Raw genomic sequence first — 22,929 nt, 5'->3', positions numbered from 1 at the left:
ACATGATATCTTGGATGGAATTTTCAGCTTATAGCATAAATAAAAAGGCTTATGATGCCTTGTATGCCAGACGGTACGGTTTGCTTGATCCTGCTGCACGGAGACTAATGAATAATTGGTATCATACTAATTATAACCCAAAATTCCATTCCAGGTATTCAATTTGGATATGGATATGGATAAAATCAGGATAAAGCTAAAGGAAATAAGGCATCAGATCAATACAAAAAAATAACAAATAATTGAAAATCAACAAGATAAATAATAAATAATACGCTTTAACATCACGCTAAAGAAGTACTATTTACCTGAGTATTAGCAAGAATATAGTCGGGCAGAAGTGAGATTTAATACGGTTAAGTCACCATCAATAATTTTGTAGTGCGAACCATCGGATTACTCTCCGACTTTAATTTTAAGCACCTTACACCCTACCATACCCATAAGATCGGCCCCCTGCAACAAAATGGTGTAAGTACCTTTTTTATCTGTTGTATAAAAATGCACCTTCGCCTTTCCTGAGCTATCGGTAATTATATTTGGAACCCAACATACTGTAGTTCTATAATCGGGAAGTTTAGAGGAGTTTGCCGGGTATTTGGGCTGATAGAACTCTTTTGGCCAGGTAATTGGCAAGGGGCGATACACGGTAACGCCGGGAGTCCTTCTAATGGAGATACCATTTCCTGAGCGTGTAGTAATTTCGATAAATGCAAAATTGTTATTTATGTCCATCATTTCCTTAGTCTCAAGGAACTGGGATGAATATTTCGAGGCATACCGTTGGTTATACATCACCTCCACCCCTAACAAATCAGTTGTCATAACATTTGAAAGGGCATTTTCAATAAAGTTAGAATAGTCATATAATATAGGAGGCTCAGAAGGCATGTACAAGCGGTTCAACTCAACGCCATCTACTACAAATCGCACTCTCTTTTCGTTCAGGTAATAATATTTATCAGTATCCTTCAAACGCAGATTGAAACCTTTCACATACTTCTCCATGTATTGCAGAACATTTAACGAACCTGCAGCAAGAGCATCTTTCTCATCAAGGATCTGATCAGCTTCACCTGCTCCATTTAAGTTCTTAGACGTCTTTATTACTCTCTTCGCAGTTACAAATACGTCTTTAAGCATGCGGCCTCCTTGTCCCTTAAGTTGCTCGGCTGCTATTTTTTCCCTGTTCTTCACGAGATTTATAGAAATAGAGTCTGCATTTACATACCAGGGGATAACCAAAGGCTCAATATGTTTCGAAACCGCTGCTGGCTTAAACTCATCAACTTCCAGCCCCACATTAAAACTTTTACCTCTTGCTGTCCTTGCTTGCACAAAAAAACTAACGGTATCTACCGGAGGAAGATTTCGAAATGTAAACCGACCTGCAGAATTAGTTAGTGTATCTTTGATAAAGTGGTATTTTCCCGACGCTAGCAGCAACAATTTTGAATTAGCTACAGGCTTATTAAGAATATTAGATACCTTTCCAGTAACACGGAAATCGGGTTCTGCCGCATACACTGGCTGGCTTGCAGGATTAAGTATCTGCGACCATTTATATCCGATCCAACCATGAGTCAGCATTAACAGGTCTCTTGCAGATTCAGCCTCTTCTGTTCCATTGAAATACCAACCTGGGTCTTCTATATACCCTTTCAGATCAGACCCCAGATGTACCTGACTTAGGATATTGTTTTCTAATGAATCTGATCTGACCTGCGAATCATCTGTTACGACAAAGGAAAAGCTTCCTTGCACAGGCTTTCCATTAGGATATTTTACATGTATATCAACCGGTACGCTATCTCTTAATGATACAGCACTCTTCTCACTTAAAACTTTGATGTTTAGTTGCTGGTGATGATCAATGAAGGTGATACGTTCATTTAATGGTTCATTTTTTTCGTTAAAAAGCGTAAAATGAGCTATTCCTGAAGGAAACAGGCGCTTGTCAACCTTTCCTCCAATTCTCTGCTTGTTTGCTACGAAATTGGCTGCGTAAGCCACCTGTCCATCAGCAAAACCAACCAGTTTGTATGTTTGATTATTGACCAAACTTTCACTGTACAGAACGTATACTCTCAATGAATCTGTTCTTGGTGAATTTAGTACCTGTAGAACTGTCCCCGAAACCTTGGCAACTGGCAAGGGGTAGGTTTTAATTGTCCCACCTGGGAGCTTTATCGAAGCAGTGTACGATTCCCCAACTATAGGGCTTAGGCTAAATACACCCATTCCTTTATGCGATGAACGAAAGGAAGTAACTTGTTCGTTTTTATTATTTGTTATAATACCTTCTACATCTACTCCTTTTCCGCTAAAACTCACTGCCTTAAATGCCACATTACATGGTAATCCGGCAACAAGGTGACCGCTCTCAGGCATGAACTGGAGATCAATGTCTTTTTCCTGTTTGATGATCAAAGGGAAATTGAGTTTTTGCTTTGCCCCTCCTTTTTCCTCTGCTTCCAAATAAAGGGTCCTAACAACATCATCATTATTCAAGGGAACAGTTATCTCCAAGTTATTTTTCACGGTTTCGTACTCATCCTTTACTATAATCTTCTTCCCATCTGTCAGTTTCCACTGAATGGTCTTGTATCCCAGAGGCTGGTCACTAGCCGTTCTAAACTGTATAGAACATTTTATAACTTTTTTGCCGTTAACAATGTCTATGAAGTTCGATTGATTAACAATCCAATGCTCAGGTGCGGGATCACTTACGTAAATCCTTTTTCTAAAAAAGCTCTCTTCGGCCTGATTTTGCATCCAATTCGTATACGCTCTTAATGTATAGGTACCTTCCGTAAGCCCATCTGAAAGGGATATCTGCCCCCATGAAACCCCGAGAAAAACAGGTACTGAAATGCGTTTAACTAAAGCGTTATTACTTGCAATTAACTCCAGATACATCAACCCGCTTAGCTTCGAATAACCAAGATTTCGAGAAAAAAGGTACGACTTAAACCACAACGTATCCCCCCGGACATAAGATGAGCGATCTGTATGTATAAAAATCTTTTCCTGCGGGAAGCGTGAGCTAAAGGTATCAACAGCGGCAAACATTTGTGAAAAAAGAGCATTGGTTGAACCTGCCTTGGTTTCCACATTCTGCCCATTCACTGCATTCATCAAAAATAGCAGCAAAATTAGCAAGCATGAGATTTTCTCTTTCATGGATATGATAAGTAAATAGTGTTTATGGCAAAAAGACCATTTCTGTAATAGAAACTATAAGGTTATAATGTTATAAGTGGTTAAATTCCAAGGCCAATCTACTGAGATTTTTCGAAGAATGGAGAGGAAATTTCAATAACAAGAAAGACTAGAGGTAAGGCTTGATTTATCCTTTTGATTTTGGAAGATTGGGATTAGCAGGAGCACGGAAATTTGTTGGACGGGTAGACTACTATAAGCCTGTAAAACGATGAAAACGTTTTACAGGCTTTGAAATATTAGTTATTCGTAATGGTCTGCAATTTACTTTTTAATACTACGGCCATAACAGCAGCTAGAGAAAGTAAGCCGGCAAAGGTGAAGAATATTGTGGAATAGTTATTTGTTAAAGAAATAAGCCAGGGGCCGGCAAATGCTGCCACCGACCAGGCAATTAAGACATAACCAAAAACCGGTCCTAATTTATCAGCACCATATATATCTTTAATAAAAGCTGGCATCGTGGCAAAAGCTCCACCGTAGCAACTGATAATAACAAATACCAATATTTGAAATAAATAGGCATTGCTGGTTTGTGTAAGTACAACGAAGCAAGCTGCTCCTACAAGGAAGAAAATAAGATAGGTGTTCCATCTCCCAGCTTTGTCTGAAATGCTTGACCAGATTAACCTGCCTAGTCCGTTGAAAAGGCCTATGACGCCAACAAATGCAATTGCTGCGCTTTCACTTATATGGATAACATCCTTTGCCATAGGTGCTGCTACTGCAATAAGCGCAATACCACAGGTTGTGTTCAAAAACAACATCAGCCAAAGAGCATAAAACTTCACGTCGGTCAATAACTCACTTGCAGGAACATGTGTGCCTCCGCTATGGTAATCTTTAACCCCAATTGGAGTTACGGTTGGAGCTTCTAGATAAAGAGACGCAATTACCATCAATAATGCATAAATTAAAGCGAGGGAATAAAAAGAATTAGAAACGCCTAGTGTGTGTGTTAGCGGAGTAATGATTTGAGAGGCGAGTATCGAGCCTGCTGCAAATGACATAATAACAAGTCCTGAACCCAAACCCGGTTTATCCGGAAACCATTTCACTACAATAGAAACAGGTGTGATGTAGCCAAACCCTAATCCTATCCCGCTGATAATTCCATAAGTTAGGTAGAATAAGGGAAGCGAACCGATATAGCTCGCAAAGCCAGCACCAGCAAGCCCGCCGCCAAAAAATAGGGCTCCCAATAACCCTGCTTTTTTAGGACCTATCTTTTGCACAAATTTGCCCATGAATGCCGCTGTGAAGCCTAGAAAGCAAATAGCCAGACTAAAAGCCAGCTTCAATTGGTGGGCGTCCCAGCCGTTTAATATTTCTATAGGTTTTATCCAAACGCTGTAAGCGTAAATAGAGCCTATAGACAGTTGCAAAACCATACCTGCTACTGCCATTAACCATTTATTTTTCGGAATCATATAGGATAAATTATACGATACAAAATTACCGTCTCCCACTTCGAGAAAAATGACCTGTAACATAACATTATGTGATCTGATAAAATCATAGTCACTGTTAATAGGCTATGGATTTTTTCTATAAATTAAACAAGGAATTAGCTTTATCTTTGCACTATCTAAACTAACTGGTTCACTAACTAACTAAAACGCACGCAACTAAAGGGCTAGCCGCGGGCTACATTTATGAAATCATCATTTGAAAAAGCAATCAGTGTATTTTGCTTAATTGTGCTTATTGGCTTAATTTTTTTAGGCATTTTAACCTTCAGGGTTAACAGAACTGTAGAGGATACAAATCTGTGGGTTCTTCATACTCATGAAGTTTTATTTAAGGCCGAACAAGTTTTGCATTCTGTGCACGACTTCGAGCAGGAAATTGATAAGGAGAAATTTGCCACCACAAACAAATCGCTTTTAGTTTCTGTACAGGATACACTTCTCAGCAGAATACATGCTCTTCAATTTCTTACCAGGGATAATAGTAGTCAGCAAACCAGAATAAAAAAACTCGAAGCCCTTGTTGAAAAAAGAATCGAAACAAGATCTGTAAACGACAATGCTTCTAATTATAATAAGGATAGATTTAAGATCACTTCAGCAAATCTGATCGAGGAAATACAAAAGGAGGAAAATCAATTATTACATGCAAGAACAAAAGCCAATAATTCTGGCAGAAATAAATTGAATATGCTGTTCTACAGTATTCTTTTTGCAGGCTTCCTACTATTAGTTTCAACCTATTTCGCGTTAACAAAGTACCTGACCTTGCAAAAGGAAAGTGAACAAACTATTCTGAAAATGAACCAGAACCTTGAAAAGCGAGTAGAAGAAAAAGCCAATCAGTTATTAGAGAAGGAAAAACAATATCAATTTGTATTAGACAATTTACTTGAGGGAGCGCAAATTATAGATCCGGATTGGCGGTATATTTATGTAAATAATGCTTTGACGAAACAGGCCCGCTTTTCTGCGGAAGAAATGCTGGGACTAAAAATGATCGATTTGTTTCCGGATATTTATGATACTGAATTATTCAAAGAATTGAATAAAGTTTTACAATCTAAGGTTCCTAGAAAAGTTGAAAACTCCTTTCGATATCCCAATGGTGAAGTAGCTCATTATGAACTAAGTATCGAACCTATACCGGAAGGTCTCTTTATTCTATCTATGGATATTACCGACCGTAAGATCAAGGAATTGTATAAAGAACAATATATTCAAGAACTCGAAGAGGTGTTGTTTAAGATCTCTCACGAGGTAAGATCGCCTGTAGTAAAAATACTTGGGGTTGCACAATTAATGGAACTATCCCTGATTGAACAAGAGGAACTGCCCATGATTATAGATTCAATGAAAAGCTGTGCCCTTTTATTAGACAGATATACACGAGAGCTTTCAGATTTTGTTACTGTGATGAAAGATAGCTCGACGGAACATTAAATTTCCTTTTCAGCACCTCCTACAACCTTAATGTCAATCACAGTTAAAATTGACACCGATCATTCTTTAAATTCCAGAATTAACTTTTCTTTGTGGCATGCCAGCAATAGCAGGCGCATAGGTAGGAGTGGCAAAAGCGGGAAAGACTGAATTTCGCGGTTTTGCCCATAATGTTTCCATAATTTATATTTCTAAGGTAAGGAGGTGGACCAGTAATGCTCACCTCCTTTTTTTCAAAAAACTCTATGAATGTCAGAAGGTTTTGTGTTGCCGTTTTTGTCTTGTTCTTTAAACTCTCATTTTCTCAAGCTCCCTCTAAACCTGCAGCCGATAATAGTCAGGGATTAAAAATTAATCTCAACCAGGATGGCTCAAAATTTCTCCGCTTTGTGATTTGGAATCAAATATGGGCAAGGAGCATTCAAAATAATCCTGGAACTATGGTGGGAAATGAGGCAGCAGGCAGAACTTTTGACATTGGCGCTCGCAGAATCCGGACCATTGCTTATGCTCAACTTTCTCCCCGGTATTTAATTTTAACGCATATTGGCATTAACAACCAAACATTTATTAATAACGGAAGCTCTGGAAACAGTGGAACAGGAGCAAATGGAGCGGGGAAGAAGCCTCAGATTTTCTATCATGACGTTTGGAATGAATATGCATTAATACCCGCAAAAAACCCTGAAACTGGAAAAGCGAATAAATTCACAAATTTCATTGGTGCAGGACTGCATTACTGGAACGGACTATCCCGTCAGAACTCTGCCAGTACCTCGAATCTATTAATGCTTGATGCCCCTGGCTTTAACTGGCCTACCCTTGAAATCTCTGATCAGCTTACCAGGCAGTTTGGGATATATACAAAAGGTATCTTAGGCAAAATCCACTATCAGGCTTGTGTCAATAAACCCTTTGCAACCAGTACTACTCCTGTTGCCGGGGGCCCGGCAGTAGATAATAATGGAAATTCCAAGGCTTCATTCGGTGGCTACTTCGACTACCAATTCCTGGATCAGGAAAGTAATGTCCTACCCTTTAAAGTTGGAACATATCTTGGGGCAAAAAAGGTACTCAATGTGGGGGCTGGATTTCTAAACGACAAAGAAGCTACACGAAGCCTTACATCTGATAACGAATTGAAAAAGCACGATATAAATATATACTGCATAGATGCGTTCGCTGATCTGCCGATCGGTGGTAAGGCAAGTAAAATGGCTATAACTGCCCTTACATCCTTCTATAAGTATAACTATGGACCTAATTACATCAGAGCGTCGGGAACTATGAATACCGGGGTTGCCAATCCCGACTACAGCGGTATAAAAGCTCAGGAAGGTGCGGGTAATGCTAGATACGTTTTAGGAACCGGGAACATCTGGTATACCCAGGCGGGCGTATTGCTACCTCAGCAAATTAGCAAAAAAGTAAGGATTCAACCGATGGCATCATATTCTCTGAAGAATCTGGAAGCTTTAGATGAAGCAGGTTCTTATTATGACATTGGTTCAAACTTCTATATAGATGGGCATAATGCTAAAATTACTGTTCAGTATTCCGACAGACCTCTATATAATAACAATAAAATATTTAAAAGGGCTGGAGAATGGATCATGCAGTTCCAGATCTATCTCTGATAAATGCTTAAGCAGGTTTTTACTAAAACTGTTTCCTGCCCGCAAAACCAAATATACTAATAGAGGTTATAGCTATATCGAAGCAAATAGGATTGATTGATGGAGAAACCTTTGTTGGTAATAGGGATTGGCGCCTCCGCAGGCGGTTTGCAAGCATTAACGGAGTTTTTCAAACATGTAGACACCTCTACAGGGGTAGCGTTTGTTATCATTCAACACTTGTATGTTCATGCCCGTAGCAGACTGGACTACTTCATGTCCAGAACAACCAAAATGAAAGTTTGCAGAGTTGATGGACCTACTAAAGTAGAGGCGAATAAGGTGTATGTTCTACCTGAAGGAAAAATGATGGTGATACAAAAAGGCACGCTGCTTCTTAGAGACAGAGGGAATGATGAAATAATTAATCGTGCCGTAGACATCTTTTTTAAATCTCTCGCTGAAGACTGCAAAGAAAGGGCTCTCGGTATTATCCTTTCGGGAACAGGGACAGATGGACTTGAAGGCGCAAAAGCCATTGAAGATGCAGGTGGAAGGATTTTGGTTCAAGATCCGGCAACCACGAAATTCGATGGCATGCCCTCTCAAATTGTAAATAAGAACCATCCTACACTCATCCTACCACCTGCTGAACTTGCTGAATCATTGAACTGGCACCTTGAGCAACTTACTGCCATCTAACTCATGGAAGGAAAGGAAATTCCTTTAATCTTTCTAAAGAGTTCCACAGCGTAGATGTCAGTCATCCCCGAAACAAAATCAAGGACAGACATTATTCTTGAATAAGTATCCTTATTCCGGGTCAGGAACTGCTTTGGAATAAGCTGCACTAACTTTTCGTGATAGCTTGAATCGTTCCTGAGATAAGCAGGAATAAATTCTTCAAGCAAACCACCTATTACTTTATAACCTGCCACCTCTATCTGCACAACCGAGTTATTATTATAAATCTTTTCAACCGACACCTCAGCAATCCTTTTCCATGCCGCCTTTAATTCAATAGGGATAGCATCGGTAAGCGACTTATTGAAGTCTCCTTTTAATAAGGCTTCCTGCTCATTGTAAAAAACATCAGAACAAGCTCTAACCATTGCACTGATACTTCGTGCACGTAACAAACCTACTTTTGCATCCTCATCTTCCATCTCGGCCAGTCGTTTAGGCAAGTTCTCGCTGTTACAGAGGGGCACCAATAAATCTTCAACTTCTTTATAGGAAAGGATTTTTAACCGGTGAGCATCCTCCAGGTCTATAATGTTATAGCAAATGTCGTCTGCTGCCTCTACCAGATAAACCAGTGGGTGCCTCTTGTAGACTAATGGGTCATCTTGTACTTTCTCTAATCCCAACTCTTCAGCAATCTTAATAAAAGTTTCTTGCTCCGTTTGAAAAAAACCGTACTTCTTCGTGTAAATGTTCTTCTTATCGTGCCCTGCTAGTGAAGCGCAGGGATATTTTGCAATAGAGGCCAGGGTGGAATAAGTAAGAGCAAAGCTTCCGTTACCTTTACCTGCAAACGAATGGGTCAGGATGCGAAGAGCATTGGCATTACCTTCAAACTTTATAATATCCCTCCACTGCGATTCCGTCACTTCGTCCTTATATATCTTCCCATCTCCTTCCTTGAAATAATGAGATATAGCTGTTTCTCCTGAATGCCCGAATGCTGGATTGCCCATATCATGAGCAATACAGGCCGCTGCAACAATATTCCCAATTTCACTGATCAAGGGCAAACGTTTGTCCAGATCCGACTGTTGTTCTTTCACTTTATTATAAAAGATGCGTCCAAGAGATCTACCTACACTTGCAACTTCCAAACTATGGGTTAATCGATTATGTACAAAAACACTACCCGGCAGTGGAAATACCTGGGTTTTATTCTGTAACCTGCGGAACGGAGACGAAAAGATCAGACGATCATAGTCTATTTGAAACTCAGACCGTGCCTCTTCTGCGCTTTGAACTTTTTTCTCATTTCCCCAGCGTTTTGCTGAAAGTAGTGTTTCCCATTCCATGCTGCAAATTAAAGGAAAGACAGTGGAAATAGGAATTGTAATGATGATACAAGGGCATCAAGGGAACCAGACGATGCTCCCGAAACAGCTTCGGAATAAATTGGTACCGACTTTGCTAAACAATTTCCGGGTTATTTAATTTTCAAGTAACCTTTTTTATAGTTACTAGTAAACCAAAAAATTATTTTTAATTCTATCTAAAAAAACAATTTATGAGTAAAACAACAGCGGTAGTAAAAGATTTAAGTCGATCGCAGGTTATCAGATTTTTAATAGTAGGTTTTATCTGCTTTCTTCTGGAGTTCTTCACATTCACTCTACTTATTGATGTTTTCCATGTAAAATACACCCGTGCTAACCTTCCTTCTATTAGCGTGGCGATAGTTGCGAGTTATTTCTTAAGTCGTAAACTGGTATTCGATTCTTGTCGCTACAATGATCGTTTAACGTTTTTCTTATTCATCGCCTTTACTTTAGCAGGCGTTGCATTAAATCAATTTCTACTTTGGTTCACAGTTGAAAAACTTCATTTAAATGTTAAGGTTTCCAAAGTCTCAGCAGTGGCTGTGGTATCTGGTTTCAACTATGTTACGAAACGGTTTTTCGTTTTCTAAAGTGAAGTTGACGGCTTAATAACTCCGAGGGTAATATATATAAGAGATGTAATAAGAGACGAGGGTACCTGGAACCAGGTACCCTCATTTTGTAAAGCGCTCAACTAAACAATCTCTTTTTCCTTAATTTTTTTACGCTTTTTCTGCGCCTGGAGGTTCTTGTGCTGGATTTTCTTTGGACGTACCTCCATCTCGATTGGGATTTCAAGCAGATCACGAATAACCACAGAAGCACACATTCCTCCAAAAGCAGCTGGCAGGTAAGATATAGTACCGTAAGCCGAACGCTTGAAGTTACTTCCATCAGTCATAATTAAGGAATCCCTTTTTACTTCCTCAATTGAAAAAACGGCCTTAACTCCAGCTGTGATCCCAAGCTTTTTCCCGCGTTTACGAACATATTCAGCAAAACGACACTGATAGGTGTCGAACAGATCCGTTACACGAAGCTTCGAGGGATCAAACTTTCCTCCAGCCCCCATTGAACTCACAATTCGCTGACCTGAATTAAAAGCAGCGGAAAGCAAGGTTACCTTGGGAGTTATGCTATCAATGCAGTCCATTACATAATCAAACTTCGTTTCCAAAATCTCACGGCATCTTTGCGGCGTTAGAAAATCCCGCACCACGTGAAGTTTCAGCTCAGGATTAATAGCAAGTAATCTATCCTGCATAATTTCTGCTTTTGAAACCCCGTGATTTGTGGCTAAAGCAGGTAGTTGTCTATTTCTATTGGATGGGTCTACCACGTCACCATCTACAATTGTCATCTCTCCCACACCAGATCTGCAAATAAATTCAGCAGCGAAAGATCCAACCCCACCTAAGCCTACAACCAGCACATGTTTGGATTGTAACACATCTATACCTTCATTGCCTACCAATAAGGCAGACCGTGACAGCCATCCTAAATCAGACATACTATAAAATCAAATTTTATATTTCTATTTTAAGGAGCGTTGCGCGCTTCCTTAAGTAAACTCATCCAGTTCGCAAAGATAATCTCTTTTAAATCATCTAATGTGATTTTTCTTATATCTGCTGCAGCTTCGTACACTTTTTCTATACCTATTTCACTGTCATCAGTTTCAAGAAAAACTCTATTAAGCGGTATACGCTCAAGAAAAGCACCTGCATTCGAACCTTCCCTATTAATTGCTCCTCCAAATGAAAACCAAAAGCCGGCGTTGAACATCTGTATTCCTGCTTCAACCTTATTATTGAATCCATGAAGCACCATAGGCACAGTTGGATTTAATCTTTTCTTTATTTCCAGTAGTTCACTAAAACACTTTACGCAATGAATAACCATCGGTTTACGAACACATTCTGCCAACTTTATCTGTGCTTCAAAAACTTTTTGCTGAAGACTTAATTCGGGCCCTTTTATACGATCCAAGCCACATTCGCCAATCACTTGCACCTGCTTCAACCCGGATAGCTCCTGAAGCATCTGTAATTGTCTTTCAAAATCAGCCTCAAGATACCAGGGATGTATTCCTGCCGAGAAGCCGTAGCCATCCCTTAATACCACATCTTTCAAATCATCTTTTCCTACAATAATATTTTGCAAAGATTGAACTTCTGGTGATCGAGAGGAAAAATGAGTATGAAAGTTTAAGTACATGAATTACTGCTTTAACAACAAAGATCCAAATAAAAGTTAGATGCAAGTCAAGGATCGAAAAAACAGATCAAACATTCAAAAGAAAAGCGCCATTAAGACGCTTTCAAAATCATTAACCTAAAAATCAAGAACAATATTCAATAAGGAGTTAATAATCACCCGATTGAATACACCCTTTTTACTTCTCTCAATCAATCGAGGTTACGTTTTTTCGAAAACATTACATCAGGGAACTCCAAACTTCCTCTTCCCAATGTGCCAACTTCTCCTTAATTTAGCGGCGATGGATAATTTTATTGTGTCGGCGAGGAAATACCGGCCTGCGACTTTTGAAAGCGTTGTTGGGCAGCAGCATATTACTAACACTTTAAAAAATGCCATCAAAAACAATCAGCTTGCTCAAGCTTTCCTATTCTGCGGTCCGCGTGGAGTTGGAAAAACAACATGTGCACGAATCCTGGCAAAAACAATCAATTGCGAAAACTTAACCTCCCAGGTTGAAGCCTGTGGAGAATGTGATTCCTGCCGCTCGTTTCAAAATGGAAATTCCTTTAGTATTCACGAACTTGATGCTGCTTCTAATAATTCAGTTGACGACATCAGAAGTTTAATTGAGCAGGTAAGAATTCCGCCGCAAACAGGTAAGTATAAAATATATATCATTGATGAGGTTCACATGTTATCTCAGGCCGCTTTTAATGCATTCCTGAAGACCCTTGAGGAACCGCCATCTTATGCTATTTTCATCCTTGCCACAACCGAGAAGCATAAGATCCTTCCTACTATATTGTCCAGATGTCAGATCTTCGACTTCAACAGGATAAGGGTGGAGGATATGGCAAACCATCTAGCATCGATAGCTAAAAAAGAAAGCGTCGGGTTTGATGCTGACGGGCTTCATTTAATTGCTCAAAAAGCAGACGGAGGCTTACGTGATGCTCTTTCCATGTTCGACCAGATCGTAAGCTTCTCAAACCGTAACGTTACTTACAGGTCGGTGATCGATAATTTAAATATCCTCGATTACGACTACTACTTCAAAGTAACCGATTCCCTTTTAAAAGAAGATGTTGCAGGAACTTTGTTGATCTTCGATGAGATCCTTGCCAATGGGTTTGATGGAAACAACTTCATCACCGGCCTTGCATCGCACTTCAGAAATCTTCTGGTAGGAAAGGATCAGGCAACGTTGAAATTACTCGAAGTAAGTGAAGGTATTCGTCAGAAGTATTTGGAACAATCTAAGGCCGCAAGTGCCTCCTTCCTGTTATCGGGACTGAGCATTGCTAACCAGTGCGATCTGAACTATAAGAACAGTAAAAATCAGCGGCTTCAGGTGGAATTGGCACTCATAAAAATATGCCATATTCCTTCTGCACTAAGTTTAACCTCTTCAACATCGTCTGAAGCGGTAAAAAAAAAACCTGATACCACAGTAAGCAGCCCGGCTATTGCAAATTCGCCGCAAGCTCCGGTGGTAGGTGTAAAAGAACCAGTCAATGCTGCACCACAGTCGGTCTCTTCAACTCCGGTTGCTCCGCCTTCTCCTGGAAATAACCCTGCAGGCAAGCCCTCGGCATCACCAGTATCTTCAGCAGCACCTGCTCCTGTGGCTGCACGTCCGAAAATTTCGATTAAACCTCCTTCAGCTATTCCTTCGATCATTCCAAGCTTGAACGACTTGTCTGGTAGCAGCGCAGCTAAAGAAGAAGATAAAGGACCTCAATATGTTACTGGCGACAGTCGCGAACATTTTAGTCAGCAAACTTTTGTTCAGGAATGGGCGAAATATGCTGATAAAGCGAACCGAGAAAGTAAGATTAACCTATATACACTGATGACCTCAAATGCCCCTAATCTTTTAGATAATTATAAGATAGAGGTTATTATTGAGAACAAAATACAGGAGATGACACTTTCGGTGGAAAAGGTTGACCTTTTGAATTACCTGCGTACAACGCTCCGAAATTTCGATATTGATATCGTTACCAGGCAGATAGAGAAGAACGAAAAACGAAGGTTATATACCTCTGTTGAGAAGTATCAGGCTTTGGCAGAAAAGAATCCTATGCTTGAAGAATTTAAAAGAAGGTTCAACCTGAGCGTCGAATAAGTTCCGCGAAAAGCCCTTTCAACAAAAAAGGTAATAAAAAGCACTTCTGCTTCTATTACCTCAACAAATAATTAATAATCTATTTTCCTCATTAGCCCTTTAGGAGGCTGGGATTACTTCAAATACTCATTCCCCCCTAGATCATCCGGACTTTCGTCATTCTTCGGATAACCTTCTTCATCCAAATCATCACGATCATCCTCAGGGGTATGTGCTAATTCTTCATCAATAGGATCCAATTCCACGATCTTTCCGCTGTCGATGTGCATCCCAAATTCTTCAATAGCCGGGTCAACAACTTCAACATCATTAGCTCTGCGGTACTCGTCTACTGCTGTTATGTTTGCCTCATCATAATCAGAGTCGAAATCACTTCCGCTTTTTACAGCTGTATTATATGGATCCGGATGGTCGTAATCTTCGTCGGTACTGTCAACATCCAACTCGAAACTGTCTGTATCTTCGTTATAAGAAAGATCATCCTTACTTATCTCTCCGCCCAATTGTTCTTTCATTTCCTTATCTCTATCCAGATTTTCATCATTGGAACCTGGATAAAATGAATTTTTCTCTCCCATTAGATTAGTTTTTACTATATCTACTAAAGAAAAAATCGCTTACAAATGTTTTTACACCAAGGTAGAATTTGAAATAGAATCAAACACCTGCTTTTTTGCAATTTTTATATCTTTGCGACGCTCAGATAAACATAAAAAACAAATTCAAAGCATGTCAATACAGAAAATCAAAGTTGCCAATCCGGTTGTAGAGCTTGATGGCGATGAAATGACCCGTATCATCTGGAAGTTCATTAAAGACAAATTGATCCTTCCTTACCTTGATTTAGATATCAAGTATTACGATTTAGGTATCGAGTACCGTGATGAGACTAATGACCAGGTTACAGTTGATGCTGCTAACGCGATCAAAGAATATGGTGTTGGTATTAAATGTGCAACTATTACCCCAGACGAAGCACGCGTTGAAGAGTTTGGTTTAAAACAAATGTGGAAATCTCCAAACGGAACTATCCGTAACATCCTTGATGGTACTGTATTCCGTGAGCCAATTGTTATGAGCAATGTTCCTCGTTTAGTTCCTAACTGGACTGCTCCTATCTGCATCGGTCGTCACGCTTTTGGTGACCAGTACCGTGCTACCGATTTCCTAACTAAGGGAAAAGGTAAATTGACGATCACTTTCCAACCAGAAGATGGTGGTGAAGCGCAATCATTCGAAGTATTTAATTTCAAAGGTGACGGGGTAGCTTTAGCGATGTACAATACTGATGAGTCTATCAAAGGTTTTGCACGTGCTTGTTTCAATCAGGCTTTAATGAAAAAATGGCCGTTATACCTTTCTACTAAAAATACAATCCTTAAAAAATACGATGGTCGCTTCAAGGATATCTTTGAAGAAATCTATCAAAACGAATTCAAAACTCAATTTGATGCTAATGGCCTAACTTACGAGCATAGATTAATTGATGACATGGTTGCTTCTGCTCTTAAGTGGAATGGTAACTTTGTTTGGGCTTGTAAAAACTATGATGGTGATGTACAATCTGATACTGTTGCTCAAGGTTTCGGTTCATTAGGTTTAATGACTTCAACATTGGTTACTCCGGATGGAAAAACTATGGAAGCTGAGGCAGCACACGGAACTGTAACACGCCACTACCGTGAGCACCAAAAGGGACGCCCAACTTCTACAAACCCTATTGCTTCTATCTTCGCATGGACCAGAGGTCTTGAGTTCCGCGGTAAATTAGACGGCAATCAGGAACTTATCGACTTCTGCCATAAACTAGAGGCAGTTTGTATCGAAACTGTTGAGAGTGGTAAAATGACTAAAGACTTAGCTATCTCTATTAAGGCTAAAGTTGAACACGGAACAGACTATCTTTATACAGAAGAGTTCTTAGAAGCTATCGACCAGAACTTGAAAGCTAAATTAGGTTACTAAGATTAGCCCGATAATATAAAAGCCCTGCTGCATTTTTGCAGGCAGGGCTTTTATCTACAAAGGCCTTATTGATTCTTGAACAATTTTTAGAATTTCTAAGATCCCTTATCTTTTAAACTATACCATCACGTTACTAAATTGCTTCTTAATAATTCCGTTTTCACAGTATTTCCTTCCAAACAATATTGAATCATTTAATCGTTTCTCATTTTCAGCATTTGTTATACCAGTACCCTCCGTATGATAAATATGGTATACAATTCCTCCAAATTTGAGAGCCTGCTTAGCTATTCCTGAATTGAGTAATCTCACAGCTAATTCAGTATCTTCTCTCCCCCATTTTTTAAAGCCCTCGTCATAACCATTAATGGCTATAAGATCTCTTCTCCAAAACGCCATATTACAACCGCGCAAATAAAGTTTGTCTTTCTTCTTATAGCGTAACAACATATAATTCCTTAACATTGGAAGCCAAATGCCATTTGATCTGTTTTTAATGTCATTCCCAAAGATGTTCACAATAGTATTTGCGCCTTGTAATACTGATTTGGACGCTTCCTGTTGTAAAATGACCCGGCTTCCACATACAAAATGCTTTTCTTTAGATACTGCCAGATGATCTGAAATGAATTTTGGGTGCAGGATTAGATCTCCGTCCACTTGAATTATATAATCACAAGTTGCACGCGAAACAGAACGATTACGAATTGCCGCGAGTCTAAAGCCCTCATCCTCCTGCCATTCGTGAATTAAAGGCACGGGAAATTCTTTTTGATATTCTTTAACTAAAGCTTCAGTTTCTCCGGTAGAACCATCATCAGCAATTATAACCTCATCTGGCAAACGGGTTTGCATTAATACACTCTTTAAGCATAAATCAAGTGCAGCCGGCCAATTGTAGGTGGCAATAATAAGTGTGCAGGTAGGTTTTTGAAACATGAAATTATTTTTGCTCGAAGATAAGTGAACTCTGAATAGTTAGGAAAAACTGTTAAAGATTTTCTTTTCGATCAAAACTTATAATTCACTTTATTGCTATATATTGAATTGCCTATGGCAATAGCTTTCTTAGGTCTTGTATTATGAGATTTTCTATTTTTATATGGCTCTTCTTCTACTTTATTACGTTCTCCTGCACGAACAGGGATCAGAAGCTGCGGGAGAAAGAATCGGAGCTTAATAAAAAAGAACAGGAGCTTTTGAAACGGAAAGAAGCATTACAAAACGATACCACGATTAGCCAAAATGTAAATGAGGCAGCTAATGATTCAATTAGCGGCTTATGGTCGGTTACAATGACATGTATTGAAACAGACTGCGAAGGGTCGGCCGTTGGAGATATTAAAACTGAGCGTTGGGATATATCTTTAAAAAATGGAACTTTACAGGCAGAAGCTCAGGTTAACGATAGATTAAAGCGTGTGTACCAAGGTGTGTTGAACGGAGATGCCTATCAATTGGCTCTTAAACCAACAATGAATAGTAATGAAACTAAAGCAAAAATGCTTGTAAGTCTTAAACCCTTATCTTATCAGGAAATGGAAGGCAGAAGAGAAATCTATAGAGAAGGATGCCGTATAATTTACTCTCTTGAACTCGAAAAGCAATAAGTTATGGAACTCCTTTTTCTGATCTCAAAGGTAGATTTTACCCTACCGTTGAAAAATCCTGTGGTGATATTTTCATTGGTGCTTTTCATAATTCTATTTGCCCCAATATTACTTCAGAAAATCAAGATCCCTCATATCATCGGCCTTATTATCGCCGGTGTCATTGTCGGCCCCTACGGCTTTAATCTTTTAAGTCGGGATAGCAGTATTGTACTATTTGGTACAGTCGGACTTCTCTATATAATGTTTCTCGCCGGTCTGGAGATCGATATTACAGAGTTTAAGAAAAATAGAAAGCAAATTGCTGTATTCGGCATTGCAACTTTTCTTCTGCCTCTTTCAATTGGCTGTCTGGCCAGCTATTATGTCCTGGGGTATAGCTTCCTTTCATCCTTACTACTGGCCAGTATGTTTTCAACACACACGCTCGTATCTTATCCCATTGCAAGCAGATATGGCATTGTACGCAACCGTGCAGTAGCCTTAACAGTAGGTGGTACCATGATAACGGATATCCTGGCACTACTGATCCTTGCAGGCATTGCAGGTGCAGCAAAAGGAGAAGCTGGAACGTCATTTTGGGTTCAGCTTAGTGTTTCATGTTTAGCTTTCGTTGCAACTGTCTTCTTTGTTCTTCCTCCAATTATTCGCTGGTTTTTCAAAAATTTCCATGACAGCGTTTCACAATATATTTTTGTTCTTGCTATTGTCTTCCTATCCTCATTCCTGGCCGAAGTTGCCGGATTAGAAGCAATTATTGGAGCCTTCTTTTCCGGACTTGTTCTTAACACTTTTGTGCCACATTCCTCCCCTTTAATGAACCGGATAGATTTCGTTGGTAATGCCTTGTTTATCCCCTTTTTTCTTATCGGTGTAGGAATGCTAGTTGATGTACGGGTACTGGTTAAGGGTACAGGAGCGTTAGAAGTAGCCGGGGTCATTGTTTCTGTTGCCTTATTAACAAAATATCTGGCAGCTTACATTACCAGAAGAACTTTTAAACTATCCAAGGAGGAAGGGAATATCATATTTGGTTTAAGCGCTTCTCACGCTGCTGCTACTCTGGCAATTATATTAGTTGGGTATAACATTATTGTTGGAGAGTCTGAAAATGGAGAGCCGATAAGACTACTAGACGAAGATGTGTTGAATGGGACAATACTTCTTATCTTGGTTAGTTGCGCTGTAAGCTCCGTCGTAGTAGAGAAAGCAGCCAGAAAAATGGCTGTAAACGAGGAAACATCATCTAACGGAAAAGAGGAAAGTAATGAAAAGATCCTTCTTTCTCTGGCTCATCCAGAGTCGGTAACCCAGTTAGTAGACCTGGCTGTAATGCTTAAACCAAAACGAAGTGAGGTGCCTATTTATGCTCTTCATGTAGTTAGTGATGCTCTTGGAGACGAAAACGTGCAGGTGGCGGGACGAAAAATGCTGGATGCTGTTACTAAATACGCTGCTGCTACTGAAAATAAGATCATCCCCCTTACCAGATTTGACAGTAACATTAGTAACGGAATTGTTTATACTATAAAGGGACACGATATAACTGACGTACTAATAAGTATTCAAAAAACGACAGAACAACAAAACTTTTTTGGAGTGGTTGCCCAGGAAACTTTACAGAGAACGTTTGAATCAATTTTCATTTATAGGGCTGTACAACCTTTAAATACACTAAAAAGAATTATCGTTGCCGTTACTCCCTCCGCCGAAGACGAATTAGGATTCGAACATTGGTTACATCGCCTAAGCATGCTATCTAAAGAAGCCGCGCTTCCCGTAACCTTTTATTCCACTCAAAAAACTAGTTTTGCTATTCGGGCTTATCTTAAGGGAAGAGCAGTAGAAGCCGACTTTAAAACATTTGACAGATGGGAGGACTTCCTGATATTTAGTCGCGAGTTAAAAAGAGATGACCTCTTTTTCATTGTAACCTCCAGAAAAAATAACGTTTCGCATAACGAGGTACTAGAAAAGCTTCCGTACTACTTATTAAATTATTTTTCCGATTACAGTTTTATCCTTTTGTATCCTAAACAAATAGGACACGAAATAGACCTGGAAGGAATCACCACGAACGACTATAAAATTATCGAGGCATTGTCTGAGCGGCTAGGTTCTGTTAATAAAGCTGGTAGCCTGTTCAAGCGATTATTTCGGAAATAGGAGGGATTTTTTTCTATTAATTGGCAAAAGTTTGCAACTTTCCGGCCGGAAACTCATCTTACCATAAACCCTAACACTAAATGAGAAGGCTTTTTATCCTATTTACTTTTGTAATCGCTGGTTTTTGTACTAAAGCTCAATCCATCATCAATGGCAATATAACCACAGCCGACGGCAAGCCGGCCGAATTTGCAACAGTTCTGTTAACTAAACGTATTGATTCTACACTAGTCAAGTCTGCTTTGACAACTGCACTGGGACGTTATACCTTTAACAATGTCGCACCCGGATCATATGTAATAAGTACCTCGTTTGTAGGATTTAAAAAAACATCACGGGTAATAGAAGTAAAAGGTGAAGTTGTTGAGGTTCCGGAAATCCGGTTAATTGCAGGTGCAGCATCACAATTGAAAGAGGTTACTGTAACTGCAAAGAAGCCATTTCTGGAACAACGACCAGATAAATTGGTAGTAAATGTAGATGCCAGCGCTACATCGGCAGGATCAACAGCGTTTGAAGTTCTTCAAAAAGTCCCTGGCCTTATTATCACTAATGACAAGCTGACTATTGTAGGCCGGGGAGCACCTAATATTCTTATCGATGGCCGCAGTTCACAGTATACAGATATCAATCAGGTATTGAAAGATTTGAGCGCGGCAAATATTGATAGAATAGAGGTGATCACAAATCCCGGGGCCAAATACGATGCGGCGGGAGGAGCAGTAATAAATATTATTCTGAAAAGGAATGCCAATTTAGGAACCAACGGCTCGATAGCTTTAAGTAGTGGCATGGGACTATATGAGCGTGGCACCTATAACATAGATAGGAACTTTTACAGGCTTAGTCCTTCAATTACCCTAAATCATCGTCAGGGCAAGCTAAATGTGTTTGGGAACTATAGCTTCTTTCATAGAAATCTTTACGAATACAACGAGTTCGACAGAATAATTTCACCAAATCGTTTTGTGCAGCTTAACTATACCCCAACAGTATTCAGCAGTCACAACTTCAGAATAGGAGCAGATTTTTACTCGGATAAAAAAAACACTTTCGGTATAATTTTAAGGGGCTTTTCAAGAGACGGTAACCGACGGGCAAATAACGCTACTGAACAATTATCATCTCTGAATAACAGCATGATAAGTAATTTTCAAACCGAAAATTCAACAAACAGTCAAAGAGGAAACTTCTCCGGAAATATTAACTGGAAACACAGCTTTGATACTTTAGGCACAGATCTTAACATCGATCTTGACTATTCAAATTTCAATAGTTCTAACAACAGTATTATTACGAACATACTTTCTAATGGCAGCAGGTACAACAATGAGCAATTTGTAAAGAACCCAGTAAACCTTGGCGTTATGAAAATTGATTACGTTAAAACGATTAATAAGGATGCGAAGTTAGAAGCGGGCGCTAAAAGTAGTCTTGCTAGTATAGATAATTACCTTACCTATACAAGTAATGGTGCTTTTGATGAGGATCGAAGTACGGATTTTGATTATAGTGAGAATATAAATGCAATTTATTCCTCCTTCCAGCAGAAGTTCGGCAAATGGAATCTGCAGGCTGGAATAAGGGCTGAACAAACCATAGCCAAAGGTAAAGACGAGAAAGGAACGGTTTTAGACAGGAATTATGTCCAGTTGTTTCCTTCAGTGTTCGTTACAAGAAATATAAATAATAAGATAGCCTCCGTGCTTCAATACAGCCGGAGAGTAAATCGTCCAAGCTTCAACCAGCAAAATCCCTTTATTGAATACCTTGACTCTCTAACTTATACTCAGGGAAATCCTAAATTGAGGCCAGAAACAGCAGATCAGTACAAGCTTTCAATTACTTACGATAACCAACCCTTCTTCTCTGTCAGCTATAACAAGAAACACGATGTTATCTTCGACAATGCCCCTAAACAGAATGGTAACTTAACCTACACCACGTCTGAGAATTTGGCTTCCTTTAACAATATCGCTTTTGAATTAAATTTTCCATTGAACCTAGGTAAGAAGATAAGTGGCTTCGGCGGTAATCAATTCATTTACAATCATTACAAGGCAGACTATTTAGGTTCCGAATTTAACAGAGGCAAATGGAACTGGTTAGCTTATTGGCAGACAGCATATAAACCAACAAAGACAATCAGCTTCGAGATATCGGGGTACTATATGACTAAATTCCTCAACGAGTTTATCCTAATAAAAAACCTGGGCAGCCTGAATGCTTCTATTCAGAAAACATTCTGGGATAATAAGGGACGGGTGAGCTTGAATGTCCAGGATGTGCTATTTTCTGACAAAGTTCGGGGCTCTATTGTATATCAGGAGATCAATGTAAACTTCCGTCAGTTCTACGAAAGCCGGAACGCCCGACTAACTTTTAGCTATTCCTTCGGCAATCAGAAGTTAAAAGGCGAACGGAATAGAAAAACAGCGTCAGAGGACGAATCTAACAGGGTAAAGAAGGATTAATTAGGAGTATTCAAAACTGGTCTGTTGTGTCCGAATATCATCTTGAACCTCATGTAGTGTCTTCATACCTACCGCTGCCCAAAGGCTAATTTAGGTATTACTACAGTATAATTATAGATTCGATGCCGTTGTTTAAGTGATTGCAAGTATTACTAAAACTAAAGTAGTGATTAATATACAAAGGAAACTATATCTGTTACGAGCGAACAAGAGGAAAGGAATCTCTATTCATTAAAAGACTTGGGTTGGCTGTCACCAGTGACTCTTTTACTAGTTTTGGTAAAGGGAGTATTAGGGACTTATATCAATATTGACAAAGTAAATGTGCGACCGATGCTGAAGGAATTCGAGGAGTGAAGATATCCTTCTTGGATTGGTACATGGAAATTATGGTACAAATAGCTCCCCAAAACAAAAAAGCCCTATCAGTTTCCTGAAGGGCTTTTGAATAAAAGTTGGCACCGACCTACTCTCCCACATTTTACTGCAGTACCATTGGCTCTGGCGGGCTTAACTTCTCTGTTCGGAATGGGAAGAGGTGGACACCGCCGATATAGGCACCTGAAGAAGG

The 22,929-nt window shown here is 39.5% G+C and carries 17 protein-coding genes and 1 rRNA gene; 10 read left to right on the top strand and 8 right to left on the bottom strand.

Going from position 1 to position 22,929, the window contains the following annotated elements; genetic code table 11:
- Positions 1 to 14 precede the first annotated feature (14 nt).
- Positions 15 to 194, top strand: a complete 180-nt coding sequence (locus J4N25_RS19760) for a hypothetical protein (RefSeq protein WP_207423533.1) — start codon at positions 15 to 17, stop codon at positions 192 to 194.
- A 202-nt stretch (positions 195 to 396) separates the two neighbouring features.
- Here the strand turns inward: J4N25_RS19760 and J4N25_RS19755 are convergent, their stop codons facing one another.
- Entirely contained in the window at positions 397 to 3,183 is a 2,787-nt protein-coding gene (locus J4N25_RS19755; protein WP_207423532.1) for a carboxypeptidase-like regulatory domain-containing protein, read from the bottom strand.
- A 278-nt stretch (positions 3,184 to 3,461) separates the two neighbouring features.
- Positions 3,462 to 4,652 carry an L-lactate MFS transporter gene (locus J4N25_RS19750; RefSeq protein WP_207423531.1) on the bottom strand — a complete coding sequence of 397 codons (1,191 nt, stop codon included), beginning with the start codon at positions 4,650 to 4,652 and terminating at the stop codon, positions 3,462 to 3,464.
- Between the two features lie 225 nt (positions 4,653 to 4,877).
- On the opposite strand from J4N25_RS19750, the gene J4N25_RS19745 reads away from it, so the two are divergent.
- The 3 genes from J4N25_RS19745 (at position 4,878) to J4N25_RS19735 (ending at position 8,452) form a co-directional block, all read left to right on the top strand.
- Entirely contained in the window at positions 4,878 to 6,134 is a 1,257-nt protein-coding gene (locus J4N25_RS19745; protein ID WP_207423530.1) for a PAS domain-containing protein, read from the top strand.
- A 245-nt stretch (positions 6,135 to 6,379) separates the two neighbouring features.
- Positions 6,380 to 7,771, top strand: coding sequence for a hypothetical protein (locus J4N25_RS19740; RefSeq protein ID WP_207423529.1), 1,392 nt, complete (start codon positions 6,380 to 6,382; stop codon positions 7,769 to 7,771).
- Between the two features lie 99 nt (positions 7,772 to 7,870).
- A complete protein-coding gene (locus J4N25_RS19735) occupies positions 7,871 to 8,452 on the top strand; it encodes a chemotaxis protein CheB (protein WP_207423528.1) in 582 nt (193 codons plus the stop codon).
- Here the strand turns inward: J4N25_RS19735 and J4N25_RS19730 are convergent.
- Positions 8,449 to 9,789 (bottom strand): deoxyguanosinetriphosphate triphosphohydrolase, encoded by a 1,341-nt coding sequence (locus J4N25_RS19730; RefSeq protein WP_207423527.1) that lies wholly within the window; start codon positions 9,787 to 9,789, stop codon positions 8,449 to 8,451. The genes J4N25_RS19735 and J4N25_RS19730 overlap by 4 nt on opposite strands.
- 212 nt (positions 9,790 to 10,001) lie before the next feature.
- On the opposite strand from J4N25_RS19730, the gene J4N25_RS19725 reads away from it, so the two are divergent.
- Positions 10,002 to 10,403 (top strand): GtrA family protein, encoded by a 402-nt coding sequence (locus J4N25_RS19725; RefSeq protein ID WP_207423526.1) that lies wholly within the window; start codon positions 10,002 to 10,004, stop codon positions 10,401 to 10,403.
- Positions 10,404 to 10,507: 104 nt separating this feature from the next.
- Here J4N25_RS19725 and J4N25_RS19720 read toward each other — a convergent pair whose 3' ends face one another.
- Positions 10,508 to 11,323 carry a tRNA threonylcarbamoyladenosine dehydratase gene (locus J4N25_RS19720; protein WP_207423525.1) on the bottom strand — a complete coding sequence of 272 codons (816 nt, stop codon included), beginning with the start codon at positions 11,321 to 11,323 and terminating at the stop codon, positions 10,508 to 10,510.
- 29 nt (positions 11,324 to 11,352) lie between these two features.
- Positions 11,353 to 12,030 carry a TatD family hydrolase gene (locus J4N25_RS19715; protein ID WP_207423524.1) on the bottom strand — a complete coding sequence of 226 codons (678 nt, stop codon included), beginning with the start codon at positions 12,028 to 12,030 and terminating at the stop codon, positions 11,353 to 11,355.
- 283 nt (positions 12,031 to 12,313) lie between these two features.
- On the opposite strand from J4N25_RS19715, the gene J4N25_RS19710 reads away from it, so the two are divergent.
- Positions 12,314 to 14,143, top strand: a complete 1,830-nt coding sequence (locus J4N25_RS19710; protein WP_207423523.1) for a DNA polymerase III subunit gamma/tau — start codon at positions 12,314 to 12,316, stop codon at positions 14,141 to 14,143.
- A gap of 113 nt (positions 14,144 to 14,256) precedes the next feature.
- Here J4N25_RS19710 and J4N25_RS19705 read toward each other — a convergent pair whose 3' ends face one another.
- Positions 14,257 to 14,721, bottom strand: a complete 465-nt coding sequence (locus tag J4N25_RS19705) for a hypothetical protein (RefSeq protein ID WP_207423522.1) — start codon at positions 14,719 to 14,721, stop codon at positions 14,257 to 14,259.
- A gap of 151 nt (positions 14,722 to 14,872) precedes the next feature.
- Between J4N25_RS19705 and J4N25_RS19700 the strand changes: the two genes are divergently transcribed.
- The gene (locus J4N25_RS19700; protein WP_207423521.1) at positions 14,873 to 16,108 is read left to right on the top strand and encodes an NADP-dependent isocitrate dehydrogenase; all 1,236 of its coding nucleotides are present in this window, start codon (positions 14,873 to 14,875) and stop codon (positions 16,106 to 16,108) included.
- 117 nt (positions 16,109 to 16,225) lie between these two features.
- Here the strand turns inward: J4N25_RS19700 and J4N25_RS19695 are convergent, their stop codons facing one another.
- A complete protein-coding gene (locus J4N25_RS19695; protein ID WP_207423520.1) occupies positions 16,226 to 17,047 on the bottom strand; it encodes a glycosyltransferase family 2 protein in 822 nt (273 codons plus the stop codon).
- Positions 17,048 to 17,190: 143 nt separating this feature from the next.
- Here J4N25_RS19695 and J4N25_RS19690 point away from each other — a divergent pair, with 143 nt between their 5' ends.
- The 3 genes from J4N25_RS19690 to J4N25_RS19680 all read left to right on the top strand — a co-directional run bounded on the left by J4N25_RS19690 (position 17,191) and on the right by J4N25_RS19680 (position 22,358).
- Entirely contained in the window at positions 17,191 to 17,718 is a 528-nt protein-coding gene (locus J4N25_RS19690) for a hypothetical protein (protein ID WP_207423519.1), read from the top strand.
- 3 nt (positions 17,719 to 17,721) lie between these two features.
- Positions 17,722 to 19,884: a cation:proton antiporter gene (locus J4N25_RS19685; protein ID WP_207423518.1), complete on the top strand. Its 2,163-nt coding sequence runs from the start codon at positions 17,722 to 17,724 to the stop codon at positions 19,882 to 19,884.
- Positions 19,885 to 19,964: 80 nt separating this feature from the next.
- Complete coding sequence (locus J4N25_RS19680) at positions 19,965 to 22,358, top strand: TonB-dependent receptor (RefSeq protein WP_207423517.1); 2,394 nt, start codon at positions 19,965 to 19,967, stop codon at positions 22,356 to 22,358.
- Between the two features lie 453 nt (positions 22,359 to 22,811).
- Here J4N25_RS19680 and rrf read toward each other — a convergent pair.
- A 5S ribosomal RNA gene (gene rrf / locus J4N25_RS19675) occupies positions 22,812 to 22,923 on the bottom strand.
- Positions 22,924 to 22,929 lie beyond the last annotated feature (6 nt).

This window comes from Desertivirga brevis, from assembly GCF_017355835.1.
The sequence above is the reverse complement of the archived record's forward strand: the minus strand, read 5'-3'. Positions and strand labels throughout refer to the sequence as shown.

Excerpts from the sequence above, each read along its gene's own strand:
- J4N25_RS19760 (WP_207423533.1), top strand. The coding sequence starts at position 15 with ATGGAATTTTCAGCTTATAGCATAAATAAAAAGGCTTATGATGCCTTG.
- J4N25_RS19755 (WP_207423532.1), bottom strand. The coding sequence starts at position 3,183 with ATGAAAGAGAAAATCTCATGCTTGCTAATTTTGCTGCTATTTTTGATG.
- J4N25_RS19750 (WP_207423531.1), bottom strand. The coding sequence starts at position 4,652 with ATGATTCCGAAAAATAAATGGTTAATGGCAGTAGCAGGTATGGTTTTG.
- J4N25_RS19745 (WP_207423530.1), top strand. The coding sequence starts at position 4,878 with ATGAAATCATCATTTGAAAAAGCAATCAGTGTATTTTGCTTAATTGTG.
- J4N25_RS19740 (WP_207423529.1), top strand. The coding sequence starts at position 6,380 with ATGAATGTCAGAAGGTTTTGTGTTGCCGTTTTTGTCTTGTTCTTTAAA.
- J4N25_RS19735 (WP_207423528.1), top strand. The coding sequence starts at position 7,871 with ATGGAGAAACCTTTGTTGGTAATAGGGATTGGCGCCTCCGCAGGCGGT.
- J4N25_RS19730 (WP_207423527.1), bottom strand. The coding sequence starts at position 9,789 with ATGGAATGGGAAACACTACTTTCAGCAAAACGCTGGGGAAATGAGAAA.
- J4N25_RS19725 (WP_207423526.1), top strand. The coding sequence starts at position 10,002 with ATGAGTAAAACAACAGCGGTAGTAAAAGATTTAAGTCGATCGCAGGTT.
- J4N25_RS19720 (WP_207423525.1), bottom strand. The coding sequence starts at position 11,323 with ATGTCTGATTTAGGATGGCTGTCACGGTCTGCCTTATTGGTAGGCAAT.
- J4N25_RS19715 (WP_207423524.1), bottom strand. The coding sequence starts at position 12,030 with ATGTACTTAAACTTTCATACTCATTTTTCCTCTCGATCACCAGAAGTT.
- J4N25_RS19710 (WP_207423523.1), top strand. The coding sequence starts at position 12,314 with ATGGATAATTTTATTGTGTCGGCGAGGAAATACCGGCCTGCGACTTTT.
- J4N25_RS19705 (WP_207423522.1), bottom strand. The coding sequence starts at position 14,721 with ATGGGAGAGAAAAATTCATTTTATCCAGGTTCCAATGATGAAAATCTG.
- J4N25_RS19700 (WP_207423521.1), top strand. The coding sequence starts at position 14,873 with ATGTCAATACAGAAAATCAAAGTTGCCAATCCGGTTGTAGAGCTTGAT.
- J4N25_RS19695 (WP_207423520.1), bottom strand. The coding sequence starts at position 17,047 with ATGTTTCAAAAACCTACCTGCACACTTATTATTGCCACCTACAATTGG.
- J4N25_RS19690 (WP_207423519.1), top strand. The coding sequence starts at position 17,191 with ATGAGATTTTCTATTTTTATATGGCTCTTCTTCTACTTTATTACGTTC.
- J4N25_RS19685 (WP_207423518.1), top strand. The coding sequence starts at position 17,722 with ATGGAACTCCTTTTTCTGATCTCAAAGGTAGATTTTACCCTACCGTTG.
- J4N25_RS19680 (WP_207423517.1), top strand. The coding sequence starts at position 19,965 with ATGAGAAGGCTTTTTATCCTATTTACTTTTGTAATCGCTGGTTTTTGT.